Origin of the sequence: Mucilaginibacter sp. (genome assembly GCF_036383575.1) — a bacterium.
Classification (GTDB): Bacteria; Bacteroidota; Bacteroidia; order Sphingobacteriales; family Sphingobacteriaceae; genus Mucilaginibacter.
In genome coordinates, this window is record NZ_DASVOB010000567.1 from 1 (window position 1) to 21,230 (window position 21,230).

Sequence of the window (21,230 nt, forward strand, 5' to 3'; positions counted from 1 at the left end):
GGCTATAGTCGCGACGCAGCTGCTAAAAAAATAGATCCGCAACCGCTTGCCAATGGGCTTTGTGATTGTTGGGATAGCCGCCCCGGTTGGTTTAATAAAAAGGTATTTTAAACGATCATAATCCCAGATCAATAAATATAAACAGGCCAGTAGCATAAAAGTAATGAGCCGGGTGCCGTCAAAGCGGGTAGCATAGGTCAGCACAGTAATATTGACGATCATGGTGAAATAAGCGATTGCACCGAGCAGGGTTGTTCGCGGGATTAACAAGAGGATGGCAATGGTCAATTGCGCTATTCCAATAAAGGTATAATAATAACCGGTTTGCAGCAAGGCGTCGAAATAATGCCCTAAGGGATTATTATGGGGCAGGCCTTCGGCGAAGCGCTGCCCCATGATCTTTACGATACTGGTTGGCACGAAACTCGCCGCCAAAGCAATACGGCAGAATACCGCGAAACGCCGGAACCATTTGTCGGCTTTAGCTTCGTCATAGATGGCTCTTAGCTTAGGCATGACGAACTTTGAATTTACTGATCAGGTAATGAATGCTTAAAGCAAGCAGGGCCCAGTAAAACACAAAACCTGCCAGAAAAAACGGCGGCGGTGTATCCGGGTCCTGGCGCAAAAAATGGATGAACGGCAATAGCGGTCCCATCAGGATCATTTTCACGGGTGATAGTAAAATGCCCGCAAATGAACCTGTACCAAACAGGGATTCTGCAGGCTGCCCTAATAGTAAAGTGCTGGAAATCATGAAGACTACGGCGCCAACGACAAACAACAGCACAAATTTTGTTTTTGAAATTTTCATCGGAAATAATTTGGTATTACAAATTTATAAAATTAAACTTTGTATTTAAAAGTACTTTTTAATTAATATCAAAACGATTTACAGGTTTGGGCAAATGTTTCCCGGCAGGGGCGGGTATCGGCCTTTCTTTTGCTCGTCTGTTGCCTGCCGTTGGCTCATAACTTTGTTTACGCGATACCCATGGTAAAATATTAAAACGGAAAATTGAATAACTTTCCAAATAAGCGTTGAACAGGAACTTAACGGGAGGGAATACGATTTAGAAGGTTTTTCGTTGGATAATTTTGCCAAAGATTGTTTGACGGAAAAACTTCGGGTTCTTTCATCATTATTTCGAATTTGCTGTAATATTTAAAATATATTTTGAATATTATAAATATTAGTTTATACTTGAAAAGTGTTATTTATGTCAATAAAAGCATCATAATACTACTGAACCTTATATTTAATCACAATGTTGAAATCTCTCGAAGCTGTCGGATTGTTGGCTTTGTCCTATCCGAAATTTCATTTTTTTTAGCTTGATCCTGATTGCTTTTCCGTAAAATATTGAGATATGCCTGTGTAAATCAGCATGCATCAAATATTGATCCAACGGAAAGACAAAGTTATTGCTGGCCCTTATTACCAAAGGCTAAACTTTGGAACGGCCATCAAATATTATTGTGGTAACTTATAGCAATAAAATAGCTTGAAATTCTTATCTATCCTTGGTATTATGTTTCTGTTTATGTTGAATAACACACTGGCTCAAACTCAAGTTTCGGGGACAATTCTCGATAGCTTAAGCCAAAAGCCTTTGCCTAATGCCAGCATTCACATAAAAAACAAGGCAGGTATTGCTATTGCTTCAACATCATCTAATAATAAAGGCAATTTTAGCGTTGTCATCACCACAACAGGAGATTTTACACTAATAACGGATTACATCGGGTACGAGAGTGCCTCAAGGAGGTTTACAATTGCTAAAGATCTGGGGGGCGAATTGAAATTCGATATAGGTCTTTCGCTGGCCAATATAAACTTGAAAGATGTAAAAATTGTTAATAAAGTATCCAAACCGTTTATCCTGTTTACCGGCGGGAAAATAATATTGAATGTGTCGCAGAGCCCGCTCACGGCCGGCGATGACGCCTATAGCGTATTATTGAGGGCGCCAGGGGTGGTTGAACTGGACGGGACATTGATTTTCAGGAATAAAACGATCAATGTTTTGATTGATGGAAAGCCTACTCATCTTACCGATGCAGAATTAAAAAATATGCTTAGTTCAATGCCTGCAAACGGAATTGAAAGGGTAGAAATTATCTCCAATCCATCGGCTAAATACGATGCTGCAGGTGGCAGTGTTATCAATATAATTTCAGCAAAAAATAAGCGCGACGGCTTAAACGGGGTTTATTCAACCGGAATTGGTACCGGAAAATACATTAAATATAATGAGGGGATAAATCTTAACTATCGGGACAAGGGGTTAAATGTTTATGGTAGTTATGACTTTATGCATAACAAGCAATATTATGATAACAGGTCAAACCGGATAATTGATCAAACGGCCTCTGTTTATCAAACTGACTATGAAGTAAGGAGCCGCTTTAATAACAGCTATAAAATTGGAGTTGATTACGATTTGACCAGGAATAGTACAATAGGAATATTATTGAAAGGATACACTAACTATGGCAAAAGAACGGTTGGAAATCAATCAGATTTAAGGCATATAACCGGCGGAGATTCGTCGTCGCTTGGCAATACAGCAGGCAATGTGAAATTTACAAACCCATTAGTAAGTATAACTTATACAAAGAAAATTGATTCATTGGGAAAAGAGCTTAGTGTAAGCGGCGATTACTTTAATTACCATAAATATTGGAATGATAATTTTTCAACTAATTATTTCGATGCTAATGGATCGCAGTTTTTGCCAACCACTTATTTTAGAAATAGTTTGCCCGGAACGGTTTCAAACTATTCTTTTTCTATTGATTACGCGGCCCCCTCTAAAATTGGGAAGTTTGAATATGGTATCAGGAATCAGTTTACCACAACTGATAACGATGCCAAATGGGAAAACCTGATAAATGACGATTGGATCAATGACGCTACAAAAACCAATCATTTTATTTACAGGGAGAATATTAATGCGGCCTATGTGAATTATACCAACACTTTTCAGCTTAAGTATACCATTACTGTTGGATTAAGGGCGGAGCAAACGAATACTAAGGGGGAACTGGTTACCGGGAATCAGATAAATGATAATCATTATCTTAAATTATTCCCGAATATAAATTTTAACTATACCCCGGGTGTAGATAACGAGTTTGCGTTAACCTACAGAAAAAGCATCGACCGCTTCGGATTGAACATAGTAAACCCGTTTGTAATATATCAAAACCAATATTCTTTGAGTCAGGGTAACCCCGGTATCTTACCCCAGATCAATAATAATTTTGAATTTACCTACACTTTAAAAAGAGCCTTTGTGCTTGGCGCGAGTTATACGCATACCACCGATCCGTTGGTGCCGGTGTATATCAAAGGCCCGGATAATATAGTCATATCTACCTACAATAATTTAAAGGCGGCAGATCTGTTTTATGTTTATTACGACTTAACTTTTCCTATTACCAAGTGGTGGACAACTGATTTAAGCGGAGGAACGGGCTTTTATAAATACAATACATCTTCTTCTTTATTTAAAGGCAATAATTCAACCTGGTCATATCTTTTACAAACTGAAAATACATTCAATTTTGGTAATGGATGGGCTGCTGAATTAAATGTATTGGACAGAGGCCCTTATGCATCCGGCATCTATAAACTTCAAACAATTTTAACAACCAGCACCGGTGTTAGCAAAAATCTTGCACATAATAAGGCAAACATTAAACTCGCCCTTTTAGACATTTTTAATACCGAAAGGCAAAAAGTCAATATCAATTACCAGGATCTGGTGATCAATCAAAACAACAAAACTGAAACCCGCTTCCTGAACCTGTCCCTTACCTACAAATTTGGTAACACCAAGGTGAAAAGCAATTCAAAAGGCCCATCAAAAACAGATGAAACGGAACATCGTCTAAACAATTAATTTATCAAAATGAAGCTTACTCTAAATTTAAAACCAATTTTATCCGCTTTCTTTTTACTGGCTGTTCAAACCCTTCGGGCGCAGTCTCCGGCAGGAAATGATCAATCATTACTGTGGAAGATTTCAGGTAACGGGTTAAAAAATGACTCTTATATTTTGTTAACTACTTCCAATACGTGTGCTGATGTGGCGGCATTGGACAAAAAGACTTTGGCGGTACTGGGGAAGGTTCAGGTGGTTGGCGTTGAATCAGGTTTACTCGATCCGGCAAATGAAGCTAAGCTTCAAAAACTGGTGACCGTTAAAAATCAGAATGAGTCAGTGAAAAAAGTTTTATCCGCTTCACTTTACAGCCAGTTAAATTCTGAAGCGGCTAATGTGGGCATGAACGAAGTGCGGCTTAATTCTTATAAGCCCATTGTTATCTGCGGGATGACCATTAAAGTCATTAATCCATGTGAAATAAAAGATCCGAAAACGCCGGAAACGTTGATCCGGGCTTATGCACATGACAAAAGCATTAAGGTGACCGAATTACTTTCACTGGAAGAAACTTTTGATACTTTCAATGCCTACCCGAACAGTTATTGGGAAAAAACGCTCGATTTTCTGATCAACAATTCTTCACAGGCCAGCAGTGATCTGGATAGCAAGTCGAATTTTTACACCCATGAAAATTTTCGCGGCATTTGTGCGATCATCAATAAAAGCCCATTATTAAATCTACGATACTCATTTAACGACATTGAAGCCAAAAGAATAAACCTTTTAGATTCAAGAATTGAAAATGTAATCAAAAATCAGAGTTCGATTTTACTTTTGGACGTCGCTGATGTTGCCAACCCCGGCACGTCGATATTTAATAGTTTAAAAAAATCGGGCTATATAATTAGCCCGATTTACAATTAAAATACCACTAACCACAACAGTGGTTCGAAATACTAAGACATTCTTCTTTGGCCAAGAGAATAAAAAGGGGATTCCGAAAACCTTGTAGAGTAGGAGTACATTAATACATTAATTACCATTAAAATGGAAAATCAAAACAACGAAAATCTTTTCGAATCTGCAATTACCATGCAAGAACTGGAGCCACGTTTAGAATTAGCTGCTGTTTCATCAAAAACTACAGCTACAGTTGAAGGCGGTTATACTACAGGCAGTTCACCTGATTTCAGGGGTACTGTAACTGTATCATTCTAATCGGTTTAAAAACAAGCCCGGAATATAGTCCGGGCTTGTTTTTAGCTCCTGTATGATTATCATGATGCTCTGAAAAACTGCTGCGTCATATCCGTAGGGTATTAGTTCAAGATTTCATCATAACAATAAGAGGGTACAATTATGTACCTGTTAGCATAGCTATTGCCAATTTTTCTGATCAATAATTTCATCCAATGTTATAAAAGGGCTTGTGGAGACAAAAGATTTAGTATTAAAAAAATTACAGGAAGGGAAAACAACCCGCTATTTACTGCTCGACAATGGCAACAGGGTTTATGTGATCAATGAATTGTTATATGATATTTTAGCCCTCTGCCAACAAACATCCAATTACGAATTAATAATAGAGGCTGTCAACAAAAAACATAGTATCGACTATGTAGATGCTACCTTTATTAAACGTTCTTTAGAAACCACTATGGCTAAGCTTACACAAAAGCAAGGTCAAAAGTCGCTTGATTTTATTAATCTAAAACTAACAGTAATAAAAGAGGGGCAATTTCAAAGCGTATATAAGTTAGTATCAATTCTTTTCAATCCTTATATTTTTGCCCTTTTTGGTGTTTTTTCTATTGGATACGCCTGTTATTTCTTCATTGCTAACAAACTTCTTTCTCTGCAATTCATATATCAGCATGCGTTACCGCAATTATCGCCCCAAAATGTAGCAGCGGTTTATTTGATCATGCTTCCCGTTATCATCCTTCACGAAATAGGGCATGCTTCAGCATCATTTCATTATGGGGTGAAGCCTAAAGAGATCGGCTTTGGCTTTTACTTTATTTTTCCGGTATTTTTTAGCAACGTAACCAATATCTGGCAGCTGGATAAGTTAAAGCGTATTGTGGTTAACCTGGGAGGAATATATTTACAACTCATTGTTAATGTCCTACTGATATTCTTGTATACCCGTCAAGTTGCCAACCCACTAATTTTCATGTTGATAATTATAAATGTTGGCAGTATAATAGGCTCGCTGAACCCGTTCTTCCGTTATGATGGTTACTGGATATTGAGCGATTCTATAGGTATCCCTAATTTAAAAGCAGGCGCTCAAAAGATTGCTGTAAAGTTGTTTTTTGATCGGCCAAAAAATAGCATGCCTTTTATTAAAACACAGCCAAAAAGCCTTTTAATCTACGTTATACTCAGTATAGCATTTTGGCTATATGTTTACTACGCTGTAATGCGGTATTGCACAGCCGCTATTACCAAAATATCTGTGCTTTTTTCTCTCTCTGGCTGGCAGCAAAGTCAACTGGCTTTAACGGAATCGGTAGTTGATGCCTTTTCAATACTGTTGGTTTTTTATCTGCTTATCCTACACCTCCAGCAAACCCTCAAAGTTATCCGAAATGAAACAAACGGAATATTTAGCGGAAAGAAATAGATTAACTGAAGAAACGCTCGGCCGTTTATCTGTACAAAATAATGACACATTAAACAGAACGTTGAATTTTGTCAGCGCTAACCTTCGTAATTTTATACCGCAGATTGATGTTGGTACGCATGAAATGCTATTCAGACAAATGCTGTTGCAGCAAAAATTGAGCTGGCTTGATCTTGAGTTCCCAGCCATTTTTGATCATATCAGCTATGAAAATTCCAATATTGACGTATTCGAATTTTTAAAAACGCAACCCTCAATTATCTGCACATTCCATTTGGGCTCATTTCGGTTAATAAACTATGTTTTGGGCAAAAATGCCATCAATTACACATTGATGGTCTCTGATGCTGCCCTTAAGGAGCATCAGCACAATTATCAGAAAATTTACGAGCAGCATAATTATTATGCCGAGGGTGAAAAGTTTAACATTATATCTGCCCAGTCGCCACACTCAGGCATGCAAATATTAAGGGAACTAAAAAAAGGCAAAAGCTTGCTGGTTTATATTGATGGGTATTCGGGTGCGGGCAATAATACCATCCAAAATGAAAATCTTCTTAAAATCAATTTTCTTGCAGAGTCGATATATGCCAGAAAAGGAATAGCTTATTTTTCTCATTTGGCTAAAGTTCCAATTGTAGCCGTTGCCAACTATAGAAAAACAAAGGATGATCTCTGTTTCAAGTTTTTCGACCCAATTTTCCCCAATTTAACTATGGACAGAGAAATATATGCAACTCATACAACTCAAAAAATATTCGATCAGTTCGCCGAATTACTTTTAAAATATCCTGAGCAATGGGAAGCCTGGCTATATCTGCATTCGGTGATTAAACCCTATGAATTTAGTGAGATGAGAGCAGATGGCGGGGCCAATAAAAATGAGGATAGGCTTTATTTTAACAAAAATAAATTTGGCCTTTTTAGTATCAATCAGGAAATGTTTCTTTTCAATAAAAGGAATTACAATTCGTTTCCGTTAAAGGAACCTATTTATTCTTTATTAAACAGATCGACGATACATCCGGTCAGTAAGGCCGAATTTCCGGCATCCATATTTGATCAACTTATAAATAACCAGGTCCTTACTTAGATTTCATTTCCGCGATCTTTTCCTTCTGTTTAATATATTCAATGATATCATAATCGGAGGCTTTGGCAACAAATTCATAAGGTGGCCTGTAATTAATAATGAAATTATTTAGTTCCTCCCCTTTGTATCCGGTAACCTCGCTAACTATTTTCTCACTAAAACGCGCATCAACAACGTTATTTTGGTAATCTTCTGTTAAGGTTTTCTGTAACTTCCTGGCGTTCCTTCCTTCTTTACTGAAAGCATTGTAAATTTTATCGATACTCAATCCGGTTTTCACACGTCCGTTTCCTGCGGAGAGGACAACCATGTGGCTCACATCGCCTTTTACATAAATGCTTTTATAGTCCTGCTTGTTTTTATTGAATTGTTCTAACGGGCTTAATTTGGTGCCTCTGATAACAACATCGTTTAAGAATGTTGCAGTTGGTTTGAGCCTGATCGTGACGATGTTTTGTGTCCCTATGGATAATGTATCGTTTTTGTAGCCGATAAAACTTGTCACCAGGGTATCACCTGTTACTGCATTTAAATTAAACCTGCCGTTTCCGTCACTTACTCTTAGCTCGCGTGTTCTTGTATTATGAATTACGGCCCCGCCTAAATTTTGTGCATCAGCTATTACCACTCCAATAACATTTTGGGAAAATGCCTTGATATTGTTTAAGAAAACCAATATCAAAAAAACGAATAAGAGTTTAGGTAAGCCCGAACAAAACGGCAGGCCCTGTTTTAATAAAATATTTTTCAAATCGCTTTGCAGTTATAAAAAATACGAAATGAGACCATTTATCTATATTCTGTTATAGTCTAAGTTATAAACGGTCATATTCATTTTTATACATGCAATATAATGAAGTATTAGGTAATATTCAATGATATTAAACGTGAAAATAACTTGATGTTATAAGGTTGTATTTGGGCTGTAAATTAGGGATTGCGGGAGCTTTGAATATATGCTCAGGTGCTTTGGGTTCATTTAGTTGTGTTCCATACGTAATTGAAATGGGGCTCCAGCCAAACGTTTGAAATGGTATAAGTTTGATCGCCAAAAAGCATAGGCTCGTCTATTATTTCTGCACCTTTATCTCTTATATAAAATCTGTTTATCTTTTATAGGTATGTTTATATCATGGCGATAAAGAGGATATATTCAAGCAGGTACCTGAAACCCGTGATCCATGTGTTATTTTGGGCGCTGATCATCATTTCGCCTTACCTTTTTCGCAATCCCAATACCTGGAGCGGGTTCAGTAACTGGCATTATAAGCTGATGATCAATAATATCATTTTGGCGGTTTTCTTTTATTTTAATGCTTATTATTTATACCCGGTGATCTATACCAATAAAAAGCAATTGCTGCTATATATATTGGCATTGGCTGCGGCAATTGTGCTGGTCATGTGGCTTTCACGCTTTATTGACAGCCAGCTTTCTTTGTTTAAACCGGCAGATATGGCCCGGCTACACGCACACCGGCGCGGCTTTGATGATCACCCGCGTCCAGGGTTCCGGCCCGACAGGAGATGGTTCGGTTGGTATTTTACCAATATACTTACTTATTTATCCATTACTGGTATCAGTATCAGCTATCGGATCATTATTGATAATTCGCAAAAAGAAAAGATCAGGAAGGAAAAGGAAAACGAGAACCTTAAAACGGAGCTCAGTTTTCTGCGGTCGCAGGTTAGCCCGCATTTTATATTCAATATTCTGAATAACATGGCATCCATGGCGCGCAAAAAATCAGATATGCTGGAGCCTGCCATCATTGAGCTTTCAAACTTAATGCGGTATATGCTTTATGAAAGTGAGGGTGCAAAGGTACTGCTAACCCGCGAGGTAGATTACCTTAACAGTTATATGGCGTTGCAGTTATTGCGTTTTGGCGATGATGTAACAATTGTGTTCAATGTTCCTGATAACATAAATGCTTATTACATTGAACCCATGATACTGGTTCCTTTTGTTGAGAATGCATTTAAACATGGTATTGGTATGCTAACCGATCCGATGATAGATATCGAACTTCATGTAGATGGCAACGGCTGGTTGAATTTTATGGTCACTAATAAAATTGCACCCGCCGGCGATTCGAAAGATAAAAGCTCGGGCATAGGATTGGCCAATGTAAAAAGGAGGCTTGATTTGCTTTATGCAACCCGGTACGACCTGAAAATTATAAATGATGGTACCACGTTTACCTGCGACCTGAAAATTAAATTGAATTGATCATGAGGTGCATTGTTGTTGATGATGAGAAGCTGGCGTTGGAGCTGATGGAAGACAACGTAAGCAAGTTGCCGAACCTGGAGTTAGTAGCCACCTGTAAAAACGCGATGGAAGCTATGGAGTTTTTACGGCAGGGCCAGGTTGATCTTATTTTTCTGGATATCCAGATGCCCGGCATATCAGGAGTTCAGTTTTTAAAAGGTTTGGTCAAGCCGCCCATGGTTATTCTGGTTACAGCTTATGAAAATTATGCCCTTGAAGGCTTTAATCTTGATGTGGTTGATTACCTGGTAAAACCATTTTCTTTTGAGCGTTTTTTAAAGGCAGTAAACAAAGCAGCCGAACTAAGCAGTGTGCGTTTGCAAAAAGATATCCCGGCAAAAACTCAAGTTGATGGGGGCTATATTTTTGTTAATGCCGATTATTCGATTATCCGGATCAACCTCTCTGATATCATATATATTGAAGGATTGAAGGACTATATCAAGATCTATCTTAAAAGTACCGATAGGCCGGTCATCACCCGCCTGAGTATGCATTTTATGGAGAGCAAGTTGCCGGTAGAGGGGTTTGCGAGGGTGCACCGGTCGTTTATTGTATCGCTGGATAAGATAACTGTTTTTAAACGTACCAGGGTATTGCTCAATGATGTTGAAATACCGGTGAGCGATAACTACCGGGAAAGAATACTGGCCTATGTGGGGTACCAGGAAAATCAATAACCAATGTTTTGTTAAATAAATTCATCGAGATGAAATATAGCGTACGGATTTTAAATAAATGTTTTTTAGGTTTTGCGCTGATCACGGTATTCAGCTATTCGGCAAATGCGCAAAAGTTGAATAATGTACAGGAGGGTTCGGTTTCGGCCCCGGCTGAGGTTAAAGCAGATGGGAAATTAAAGGAGTGGACTAATCCTTTGCAGGCCTATAATAAAGCAACACAGCTTTATTACACCCTGGCAAATGATGGCCAGAATCTTTACCTCGCGGTACAATCAATTGATCAAACCAATAACAGGAAGATCATTGCCGGCGGAATCAGTTTTACTATAAATACCGAAGGAAAGAAAAAAGATAAAGGGGCTTTCCTGGTAACTTTTCCGGTAGTTAGCCAGTCGGCTATGCGTGGCCAGTTCCGGCGGCGGGGTGGTGCCGGCGGGCAGCAGGGCGGTTTGGATTCTGCTGCTATAGTGGCCATGCGCAAACAAATAGTGGCCTCGGCAAAGGAAATTACGGTAAGCGGATTTCCAGCCATTGCCGACAGCGTGATCTCTATTTATAATGAATATGGCATCAAGGCTGCGGTTGATTACGACGCTAAAGGCAACCTTGTATATGAATTGGCCTTACCGCTAAAGCTGCTCAATATCAGTATTGATGATCCTAAAGAGTTTGCCTATAACATCAAAGTCAACGGAATCCAATTTGGAAACCGCGGCGATGGTGGTGGAAATGATGGCGGCGGCGGTTTCGGTGGTGGTGGCGGCAGACGTGGTGGAGGAAACGGCGGCGGCGGTGGTTTCGGCGGAGGAGGCGGTGGTTTCGGTGGCGGCGGTGACCTGCAAAGCATGATGAGCCCAACAGATTTCTGGGGGAAGTATCTCCTGATTAAAAAATAATTAACCCCAATATCCCTGATGTAATTGACCAGCCAAACAGGCTGACTAAACATATTATTGCCTTAACTAAGCGTCTTAAACCTACCCATGAAACAACGATTACTCTTATTACTACTTCTTTTACTGCTGTCGGCGCGGCTGTTTGCCCAAAGCTCGCCTGCTCGTAAACCGGCTGCTTTGCCGCCTCCTTTACTGCTGAGGCAGGTTAGCGGCATCGTAAAAGATTCTACAGATCAATCAGTTGTTGGGGCGGTAGTTAAGCTGGTATCAAAAAAAGATACCGTAAGCACGGCTACCAATGCCGATGGTATCTTCATTTTTAAGAATGTAAAATCGGCTACTTTCACATTGACCATCAGTAGCATAGGTTATCGCACACTTGTTAAAAAGATGCTTAACAACGATGCTGTACCAAGGCTTACGTTAGATCCCATTATTTTAAGGCCTGAAACCAACGCCCTCAAAGAGGTTGTAGTTAACGGTACACCAAGTATTGTATATAAAACAGATACGGTTGAGTACCGGGCGAGTGACTATAAAGTGCGCGAAAATGCCACTGTGGATGAGTTGCTGAAAAAGATGGAAGGTATGGAAGTCGGGTCGGATGGTACGGTTACACACCAGGGGCAGCAAATTACAAAAGCGAAATTAAATGGTAAGGAATATGCAGGCGGCGATGTTGCCCAGGCCATCCAGAACCTGCCTGCAGATATTGTTGATAAGATACAGGTAGTTGATGACTACGGCGATCTGGCAGCACGTACAGGAATTAAAGACGGCGACCCTCAAAAGGTATTAAACATTACTACCCGGGCCGATAGATCGGTGGGTAATACCGGCCGGATAACCGCGCAAGGCGGCAATAACGACAGGTATAATGGGCAGATCTTTGCACAGCGCATCAATGCTAATGAACAACTTGGTGTAATTGGCCGGATAGCCAATACGGTTACAGGGGTGGCTTCAACCGGGATAGCCGGGGGGGCTACCAACGGCGGCGGAGGAGGTACAGGTGTTGGCGCAGGTGCAGCGAGAGGTGGTAGCCCGGGAACTACTTTCTCGGCTTCCCCATCAGTCAATTACCGTGATCAGTGGACTAAAAAGGTGCAGGTGATATCCAGTTATGCCTACCGTTACAGTGACAACAATTCCGTGAATAACAGCTACGGGCAAACCAATTCAACTTTGGGCTCAACCGATTTTACCTCGCAAAGCACCCGGGAGAGTAAAAGTAAGAGCCATAACGTGAATTTTGAGATGGACTATAGTATTGACAGTGCCAATTATTTACAAATAACGCCCACGTTCAGCTACTCGAGCTCATCAAATTTCAGCACTTCAGTTACAGATAATATCAACAACTTTTCAACCGGTTTTGAGCATCCTGTTGTTAATGGGGCAAACGGCAGTTTAAACACTGCACCTAACTATGGCGCTACTGTGCTTTATCAGCATATATTTAAAAAGCCTCATCGTAATGTTTCTATCCAGTTCAGTATCAATAACTCTAACAGCCAGGCCAACGGTGATCGTGATAATAATTATCATTACTATTTTGATAGCACCCGCGATTCACTGCTGCGCGATTCGGCCTCACATTTGCTTACCAACCGCACAAGCAAAAATACCACTTACCGAACCAGCGTTACTTATGTTGAGCCAATTAACCTGGTATCCCAGTTTGAATTTAACGGGCAGGTGCGTACCGCCGTTTATGATAACAAGGCTCTTTCTGATACCGTGCTTGCAAACGGGGATGTGGTTGAACTTACCCGGCTCGACAATATTTATAATTACTCTTTTACCGAAACCAGGGCTACATTAAACTACCGGTATAACGGTAAAAAGGTAAACCTGTCGTTAGGAGGTACTATAGTTCCTACACTTTTGAAAGGGACTAAAATAAATAATGGCACCAGCGAGAATGTATCCACTTCCCGGTCTGACTTTAAGGTTATCCCGGTATTCAGGTTCTCCTACTCATGGTCGCGTACCGAACGGATTTCCATTGCATATTCGGGTGCCAATACCGAGCCTAATTTCCAGCAGATCCAGCCGTTTACGGACAGATCCGACCCGAATAACATTGTGGTAGGTAATCCTAATCTTAAACCAACATTTACCAACTCGCTTAATATCATTTATAACAATTATCTGCCAAACTCCAGGTTTAATTTATCATTCAATATCAACGGTACTACTATTGATAATCAAACAACAACCAACGTTTTACAGATCAGGCAATTCCTCTCTTCCGACCCGCTGGATCCGACAAACGAGGCCAAGTTTAAGTACAAAACCATCAACGAGATCCATTATATCAACATCAACGGATCATACGCTATAGTAGGCCGTTACAATATTGCCAAACAGTTTGATGACCGCCGGTATAACTTGTCGCTTAATGGTAATGTAACCTATGCTTTCAACAACGCTATGAGTAACAATGTGCTTTATCACAACACCAACTGGCGCTTTGACGAACGCTTTGGCCCGCGGATAAATCCAACCGACTGGTTTGAGGTAAATCCTTATGTTGGTTATGATATTTCGCGTTCGTTCACCACGCTGCGTAATGCGGATCCAACCTCACTCAGAACAACTTCGTTGGGTATAGATGGCAAAGTTTACTTCTTGAAAACTTTCCAGGTAAATTACAGCGCATCCAAAAGTTATGTTACCGGGTTAACCGGTATTAACAGTAATCCGTTTGTGATCAACGCGGGTTTTGAAAAAGAGTTTTTAGCCAAAAAGAACCTGGTGCTTACGTTTAATGTTTATGATATCCTGCACCAGAATAATTTTATACAACAAACACTCTCGCCGCAGGGCGGATACACCAATACCCTGTCCAGCACATTGAGCAGGTATTTCCTGGTAGGCTTACGTTTTAATCTGCAGAAATGGAGCGGGGCGCCAAAACGTAATGGCAAAACAATGAACAGGAGGGGAGACGGCAGCTTTATTTATGAATAGTTACGGGCTTCAATAATGCTCTTGAAATATCGCCTGTAAGCTACCGGCGATATTTTCTTAAACCTGTTTCTGATCGCCCTTCAAATTACAAACATAAACGGATGGGCTAACTCCAAATTGCCGCTGAAAATCACGGGAGAAATTGGTAGGTAAACTATAACCTATCATGTTGGCTACCTCGTTTATTTTCAGGTCACCTTCGGCAAGTAGTTCTGCTCCTTTTTTGAGGCGGGACAGGTTGATGAGCTCGTTCGGTGTCATGTCTGATATTCCTTTGATCTTACGGTAAAGTGTTGGCCTGCTCATGTTCATCATGCTCGAAAGCTGGTCAACATCAAGGTCCATATCAGTTATATGATCATAGATGACCTTATTGAGGCGGTCTAAAAAGTCTTTGTCAGCTTTTGAAACTGCGATGCCCTTGATATGTGTGAGGGGCGACCGTGCAAAATACTCCTTCATCATGTTGCGGTTCATGAGCAGGTTGTTCACCTGCGCCAGCAGGTGCTCAAAGGCGAAAGGTTTTTCGATATAAGCGTCGGCCCCAACTTCCAGACCTTCAATTTTGGAGTTAAGGGAATTTTTAGCCGTAAGCAGGATAATAGGGATATGGCTGTACTGAACATCGGTCTTGATTTTTTTACACAGTTCAATGCCATCCATAACAGGCATCATAATATCACTGATCACCAGTTGAATGTTCTCTTTTTGCAATATATCTATAGCTTCGAGCCCATTATAGGCTTTTAAAATATAATAGCTACCCGCCAGTTCGCGTTGGATATAGTTTGCTATTTCTTTATTGTCTTCCACCAGTAATACAAAGGGTTTGTCTTTCTCTGCCTCGGTATTGCTGCTCACCGGTTCTTCCTTTTGCTGGGTTAATGGTTCGTCGGCTTCATTAAGGTTTATCTCGGTTTCCTGGTGCATGGGCAGCGACAGTAAAAAGATGTTTTGCCCGTTTATGGATGGTTTCAGCTCGAGTGTCCCCTTATGTAGAAGTGTTAAGGAGCGGGCCAAAGGCAATCCAATACCGGTGCCAGCCTCTTTTTCGGTTTCTTTGATGCGATAGAAAGGTTCAAATATCTTTTCTTTTAACTCAGGTGGAACAAGGAAGCCATCATTGCGCACCTCAACCCTGAACATCTCATCCTCACTGCTAAAAGGAAGCAGTTTAACAGCAGCCATAGTCGAAGCATATTTGATAGCATTATTGAACAGGTTGCTCAGGATCTTTTTTAATGCTTCATGATCAACATAGGCATGAAGCGTTATGCGGGGAAGTTCAAGTTTGTAATTAAGTTCTTTAAGCTCGGCAGCGGGCTTAAAGGTGCTGTAAACCTCATTAAGCAGCTCGTTAATATCTGTTTTTGAAAAATTAAGGCTGAATTTATTGGCTTCGGCCTTTCTAAAGTCAAGGAGCTGATTGGTTAGCCCTATCAGCCGGTTCGTATTTTTCTTTATCATGGCAAGGTTCTCCATTGTTTCGGGATCTTCAATTTCGCTGTTCATGAGTTTATCGAGAGGCATTTTTATCAGGGTAAGCGGGGTCCTTATCTCATGCGCTACATTGGTAAAGAACTCAATTTTGGCATTATAGATCTCCCGTTCGGTATTAATTTCGATAGTTTCAATACGTCGTTTGTTTTTTTCGCTCACTGCCAAATGATAATACCTTACTATGGTTATCACAATGGCAGCCACTATGAGCAGGTAAATGGTATAGGCCCACCAGGTAGCCCAAAACGGCGGCATGATCCTGATGTTGAGCCTCACCAGCTTATTGTTCCAAACACCTTCGCTGTTGGCGCCTTTAAGGTTAAAGGTATAATTGCCAGCCGGCAGTTTGGTGTAATATATTTTACGGTTGTTTTTGAACTGGATCCAGTTTTTATCGATGCCCTCCGTTTTGTAGGCATACATGTTCATTTCAGGGATAACATAGCTCAGCGCCGCCACATCCAAACTAATACTTGAACTATTGTATGGCAAAGTTATAGCTTGGGTGTAGGTGATAGACCTGTCGAGCAATGAATTTGGCTTGCTGATGCTTACATCGGCATTATTAACCTGTAAGCCTGTGATATAAACGGGTGGAACGTACGGATTTTTAACAAATTTGGCAGGAATAAAACTCACCATCCCTTTTACGGTACCGAAATACATGGTGCCATCCGCATCACGGTATGACGAGTTGTAGTTAAACTGCTCGGTTGGCAGGCCGTTAACCGTGTGGTAATTGCTGAAGGTGCCGTTGCCGGGGTCAAACCTTGCCAATCCTTTTGCGGTAGAGATCCATAACTTGCCGGTTTCATCCTCCTGTATCCTGAAGATCTGGTTATCGGGCAAGCCGTTTTCGGTAGTGTAGTTTTTTATTGTGGCCGTCCGGGCGTCATATCTGCTTAAGCCCCCTTCGGTACAAAACCATTTATTGTTATGGCTGTCGATAAAAATACCGTTCACATAATCGTTTAGGATGCTGTTGGGCTTACCCGTATGGTAGCTGATATGCCCGCTTTTGCCGCTAAGCGTGTTTTGATAATATACGCCACCACCGTAAGTGCTCACCCATAACGTACCGTCGTTTTCTTCCCTGATCGATTGAATATGATCGGTAAAGAAAGGCATGGCGGTAAAGGCGTCGGTTGCGCGGTTATATTTAAACAGCCCGTTCCACGTACCCACCAAAATATCGCCGCTGCGGGTTTTGAAAAGCGATACGATGAAATTGCTGCTGAACGTCTTGCTGTTTTGCGCCGCGGTATAATGTTTAATAACCCGCCTGGTTTGCAGGTCCATTACATCAAGCCCGTGTTCATAGGTTCCTATCCAAAGTTTATCACCGTCGGCAACCAGGCCGTGAATGTTCCTGTAAGCGATGCTGCCAGGAGCTTTACCTGGTAAAAAGTGTTCCACAAGGCCTGTTTTAGGATCAATTTTGTTTAGCCCGGCATCTTCGGTGCCTACCCATAGGTTACCGTACTGATCTTTGGTTATTTCGTGAACAATATTGCCGCTGAGGCTGTTAACACCCGGCTCAGGGAAATACTTTTTAAAATTGTTATACTGGCCCGAATAATAATTAAGCCCGCCAAAATAAGTACCTATCCAGGTTCCCCCCTCAGCATCTTTATAAATGGCCGAGATAATGTTATCGGTAATAGTATAAGGGTTGCTATACTGTTTTTGTACAATAGTAGTTTTGCCACTTTTGAGGTTGAAAATATAAAGCCCGTTCTCGGTGCCCAGCCAGTACATGTCTTCATTTTGATGAAAAATAACATGCACATGAATGTCGCCCAATGTATTCTGCCCCTTTAATACATTAACAATGCCGTTATTTTTATAGTTGAACAAAACCGCCTGGTTCATGGTGCCGGTAATGACAGCGGTATCGCCAATGGGGTAAATTTCCTGTATGGTAGAAAATTTTCGGTTTTTATTAGCCCTGGAGATATCGTACGATGCCAGCAGGCGGCCTGCCATGTTATAATGATTGATAAAGCCCTGGTTGGTAGCCGTCCATAAAGAACCATTTCGGGCCATATTCATGGTAACGGTTAGGTCGTTTTTAAGCGGATAGGCAGTGATCTTATTGCTCAACTCATCATACCGGTATAAATTAAGGTTTGATATGATCCAGATGTGGTGCTGTTTATCTCCCGAAATATAACGCACCTCGCCGGGAGGGATAAGTTTAAATGCTTTAAAAGTTTCGGTAAGCGGATCAAAAATGTAAATGCCCTTGTATGTGCCAACCCATAGTGTTTCCTTACTATCCTCGTACAAACTAAAAATAGAATTGCTGCCTATGCTGGTGCTGTCGCCCAGTTTATTGCCGAACAGTTTAAATACATTGCCGTCGAAACGGTTGAGGCCGTTGCGGCTGCCAAACCACATAAACCCTTTTTTATCCTGCAAAATACTGGTAATGGTATTACTCGACAGCCCGTTCTGAACCTGGTAATTTTTAAAATAGTAAGAAGCCTGCTGGCCACGGGCAACCACAAAGTACAGGAGCAGGATTAGTATGGTATAAGTTTTTTTCAAAATCAATCATAATTGCACCACTATGGCCTGGTGCCTTGTAGTGGTATAATATTAACAATGGTTTGTACTGGTCATGTAAATATAACCACATATTATGTGTGAGATGCCCGGATCTCAACTTTGATACATTTTGAATTTAAATTGAAATGCTCTGATTATTCCCTCCGGTGGTAAAGCTCTTACTTAGTGCCAATCTAATACTGCCTGAACCGGGCGGTTGTTATAAACCAATTACAAACAACATCAATAAGTATGAAGAAAACTTTACGCTGCACTTTTTTACGCTTTTAAAATAAGCTGTCTCTACAACCAATTTAAAAGGCCATCAATGCCTTAAAACCACAACCTGAAATACAATAGATATGAAATTTCGTTTACGAAACTTACATTTTGGATTACCCAAGAAAACATTAGCCATCAGTCCGCTCATTGTAGCACTGGCCTTACCGGCTTTTTCCCTCACTCCAGTTAACAAAGCTGCCCTGACTATAAACGCGGTGCAGGCAATAGCTGTAACCGGCAAGGTTACCGATGCTGCCGGCCCTTTACCTGGTGTAGCCGTTACCGAAAAAGGTACCACCAATGGCACCCTTACCGATGCCGCCGGTAATTACAAACTAAGCGTAAAAGACCAAAACGCTGTACTGGTGTTCAGCTTTGTTGGCTATGCTACACAGGAAGTGCCGCTGAGCGGTAAAACAACCCTTAACGTAGTATTAACCGAAAATGTAAAAGCCTTAAATGAGGTAGTGGTTGTTGGCTACGGAACGCAAAAGAAAAAGGATGTTACCGGTGCAGTAACTTCGGTAAATATTAAAGAGATAGCGGGGCAGCCGGTGCCTGATATTGGTCAGGCTATTGAAGGCCGTGCGGCAGGCGTACAGGCTGTTACTTCCGGTTCGCCGGGCAGCAACGTTACATTGCGGGTGCGCGGGGTTGGTACCATTAACAACAGCGATCCGTTGCTGGTGATTGATGGTGTGCCCACCGATGTGCCGCTCAACACGCTTAACCCCGATGATATAGCCTCATTGGATGTACTGAAAGATGCTTCCGCTTCGGCTATTTACGGATCGCGCGGCGCAAATGGGGTGGTGCTGATCACTACCAAAAAAGGTTCGGCAGGTGCAAGTCATTTAAATTTTAATGCCTTTGCCGGTGTACAGCAGGCCACTAACCTGGTAAAGCTGTTAAATGCCAGCCAGTTTGCCCAATTGAATAATGAGTTGCTGGCCAATAATAACCAGTCAACCAATCCGGCTTATGCCGATCTCGCTTCGCTGGGGGCAGGTACCGACTGGCTTGGTGCTTTATTTAAAAAAGCGCCTATTCAAAGTTATACCATGTCCTATTCGGGCGGTACCGAAAAGTCCGACTATTATGTTTCCGGCAGCATACTCGATCAAAAAGGCATCGTAACAAATACGGCTTACCGCAGGTATACCCTGCAGTTCAACGGTAACGATAAAGTGCTTAAATGGCTCAAATTCGGGCATAACCTTACGTTGAATCATGACGAAAAGCCAAGCGGCGCTTATGATATCCGCGCAACAATGGCAGCCAACCCGGCACAGCCCATTTACAATGCCGATGGCAGTTACGCCGGCCCGGTTGGGCAACCCCAGTTTTACGGCGATGTGAAAAACCCTATTGCAACGGCTAAGCTGGTACAAAATAATACCGAAGGCTATAATGTGCTGGGTTCTGTTTTTGCAGAGGCTACCATTATCCCGGGCTTAACCTTTAAAAGTACAGCCGGTATCCAGGCCTCATTTTTTAACAGCCGTACCTGGTCCCCAAAGTATAACTACGAGCCAATTCCTCAGCCTAATTCATATTTGGCCGAGCAGTACAACAAAAGCATTACCTACACCTGGGATAACTTCCTCACTTACGATAGGTACTTTGGTAAAGATCATCACCTGACTGTTTTGGTGGGTACGGATGCCCAAACCAACAGTTATCATTTCGCGGGTGGTAACGTAAGCAGTTTTGCCAGCGATGTTACGCAGCAGCTCAACAACGGTACCCTGAACCCCGTTCTTAATGGCGATGGTTCGGAATGGGCTTTATTATCATACGTTGGCAGGGCCAATTACGCTTATAAAGACAGGTATTTGTTAACCGGCACCATCAGGCGTGACGGCTCATCACGCTTTGGCGACAATAACAAATATGGCACATTCCCTTCAGGTTCCATCGCCTGGCGCATCTCGCAGGAGCCCTTCTTTAAAAAGATAACGTTTTTTGATGACCTGAAACTGAGGGCCGGCTATGGTGCCACAGGTAACCAGAATATTGGTAATTATTCATTTGCATCGGTGCTTACCTCGGCCGTTTACAATTTTAACGGTACTGTTGTGCCTGCCCAGATCGCTTTAAACGCGGCCAATCCTAACCTGAGGTGGGAAACAGTTAAGCAAAGCAATATCGGTTTAGATGCTACTTTTCTTAACCAGCGCATTACGGTAAACATTGATGCCTACATCAAAAAAACTACGGGAATGCTGGTGCCGGTTAACCTGCCTATTTCAACCGGGTATTCGGGTGCAGCGCCGCCAAGCAATGCGGGCGATGTGGAAAATAAGGGCGTAGAGTTTTCGGTTACTTCAAAAAATATGGTTGGCAAATTCAACTGGACAACCAGTGCCAACATCTCCTTTAATCAGAATAAAATAACTGCACTTAGCGACAATACATCAATTTTTGGCGGCAACATTGGTCTTAACGGTAAT

14 protein-coding genes are annotated in these 21,230 nt (G+C 41.4%); 10 read left to right on the plus strand and 4 right to left on the minus strand.

Annotated features, from left to right (window positions below; genetic code table 11):
- On the minus strand, positions 1–516 hold a 516-nt coding region (locus tag VF500_RS20295; RefSeq protein WP_330861428.1), incomplete at its 3' end, for a hypothetical protein.
- Positions 509–814, minus strand: coding sequence for a hypothetical protein (locus tag VF500_RS20300; protein ID WP_330861429.1), 306 nt, complete (start codon positions 812–814; stop codon positions 509–511). The genes VF500_RS20295 and VF500_RS20300, both read right to left, overlap by 8 nt.
- Positions 815–1,505: 691 nt before the next feature.
- On the opposite strand from VF500_RS20300, the gene VF500_RS20305 reads away from it, so the two are divergent.
- The 5 genes from VF500_RS20305 (at position 1,506) to VF500_RS20325 (ending at position 7,615) form a co-directional block, all read left to right on the plus strand.
- Positions 1,506–3,908: an outer membrane beta-barrel protein gene (locus VF500_RS20305; RefSeq protein WP_330861430.1), complete on the plus strand. Its 2,403-nt coding sequence runs from the start codon at positions 1,506–1,508 to the stop codon at positions 3,906–3,908.
- 9 nt (positions 3,909–3,917) lie between these two features.
- Complete coding sequence (locus tag VF500_RS20310; protein WP_330861431.1) at positions 3,918–4,817, plus strand: TraB/GumN family protein; 900 nt, start codon at positions 3,918–3,920, stop codon at positions 4,815–4,817.
- A gap of 123 nt (positions 4,818–4,940) precedes the next feature.
- Positions 4,941–5,111 (plus strand): hypothetical protein, encoded by a 171-nt coding sequence (locus VF500_RS20315; protein ID WP_330861432.1) that lies wholly within the window; start codon positions 4,941–4,943, stop codon positions 5,109–5,111.
- A 211-nt stretch (positions 5,112–5,322) separates the two neighbouring features.
- Positions 5,323–6,522 (plus strand): hypothetical protein, encoded by a 1,200-nt coding sequence (locus VF500_RS20320; protein WP_330861433.1) that lies wholly within the window; start codon positions 5,323–5,325, stop codon positions 6,520–6,522.
- Positions 6,488–7,615, plus strand: a complete 1,128-nt coding sequence (locus VF500_RS20325; RefSeq protein WP_330861434.1) for a hypothetical protein — start codon at positions 6,488–6,490, stop codon at positions 7,613–7,615. The genes VF500_RS20320 and VF500_RS20325 overlap by 35 nt, the downstream gene beginning before the upstream one ends.
- Here the strand turns inward: VF500_RS20325 and VF500_RS20330 are convergent.
- Positions 7,608–8,366 carry a carboxypeptidase-like regulatory domain-containing protein gene (locus VF500_RS20330; RefSeq protein WP_330861435.1) on the minus strand — a complete coding sequence of 253 codons (759 nt, stop codon included), beginning with the start codon at positions 8,364–8,366 and terminating at the stop codon, positions 7,608–7,610. The genes VF500_RS20325 and VF500_RS20330 overlap by 8 nt on opposite strands.
- 381 nt (positions 8,367–8,747) lie before the next feature.
- Here VF500_RS20330 and VF500_RS20335 point away from each other — a divergent pair, with 381 nt between their 5' ends.
- The 4 genes from VF500_RS20335 (at position 8,748) to VF500_RS20350 (ending at position 14,445) form a co-directional block, all read left to right on the plus strand.
- Positions 8,748–9,848, plus strand: a complete 1,101-nt coding sequence (locus VF500_RS20335; protein ID WP_330861436.1) for a sensor histidine kinase — start codon at positions 8,748–8,750, stop codon at positions 9,846–9,848.
- Between the two features lie 2 nt (positions 9,849–9,850).
- Complete coding sequence (locus tag VF500_RS20340; RefSeq protein WP_330861437.1) at positions 9,851–10,570, plus strand: LytTR family DNA-binding domain-containing protein; 720 nt, start codon at positions 9,851–9,853, stop codon at positions 10,568–10,570.
- 29 nt (positions 10,571–10,599) lie between these two features.
- Positions 10,600–11,469, plus strand: coding sequence for a hypothetical protein (locus tag VF500_RS20345; protein ID WP_330861438.1), 870 nt, complete (start codon positions 10,600–10,602; stop codon positions 11,467–11,469).
- An 87-nt stretch (positions 11,470–11,556) separates the two neighbouring features.
- On the plus strand, positions 11,557–14,445 hold the full coding sequence (locus tag VF500_RS20350) for an outer membrane beta-barrel protein (RefSeq protein WP_330861439.1): 2,889 nt from the start codon (positions 11,557–11,559) through the stop codon (positions 14,443–14,445).
- A 57-nt stretch (positions 14,446–14,502) separates the two neighbouring features.
- On the opposite strand, the gene VF500_RS20355 is transcribed toward VF500_RS20350, so the two are convergent.
- The gene (locus VF500_RS20355) at positions 14,503–18,495 is read right to left on the minus strand and encodes a hybrid sensor histidine kinase/response regulator transcription factor (protein WP_330861440.1); all 3,993 of its coding nucleotides are present in this window, start codon (positions 18,493–18,495) and stop codon (positions 14,503–14,505) included.
- 362 nt (positions 18,496–18,857) lie between these two features.
- On the opposite strand from VF500_RS20355, the gene VF500_RS20360 reads away from it, so the two are divergent.
- The coding region (locus VF500_RS20360) for a TonB-dependent receptor (protein ID WP_330861441.1) at positions 18,858–21,230 on the plus strand (2,373 nt) is incomplete at its 3' end.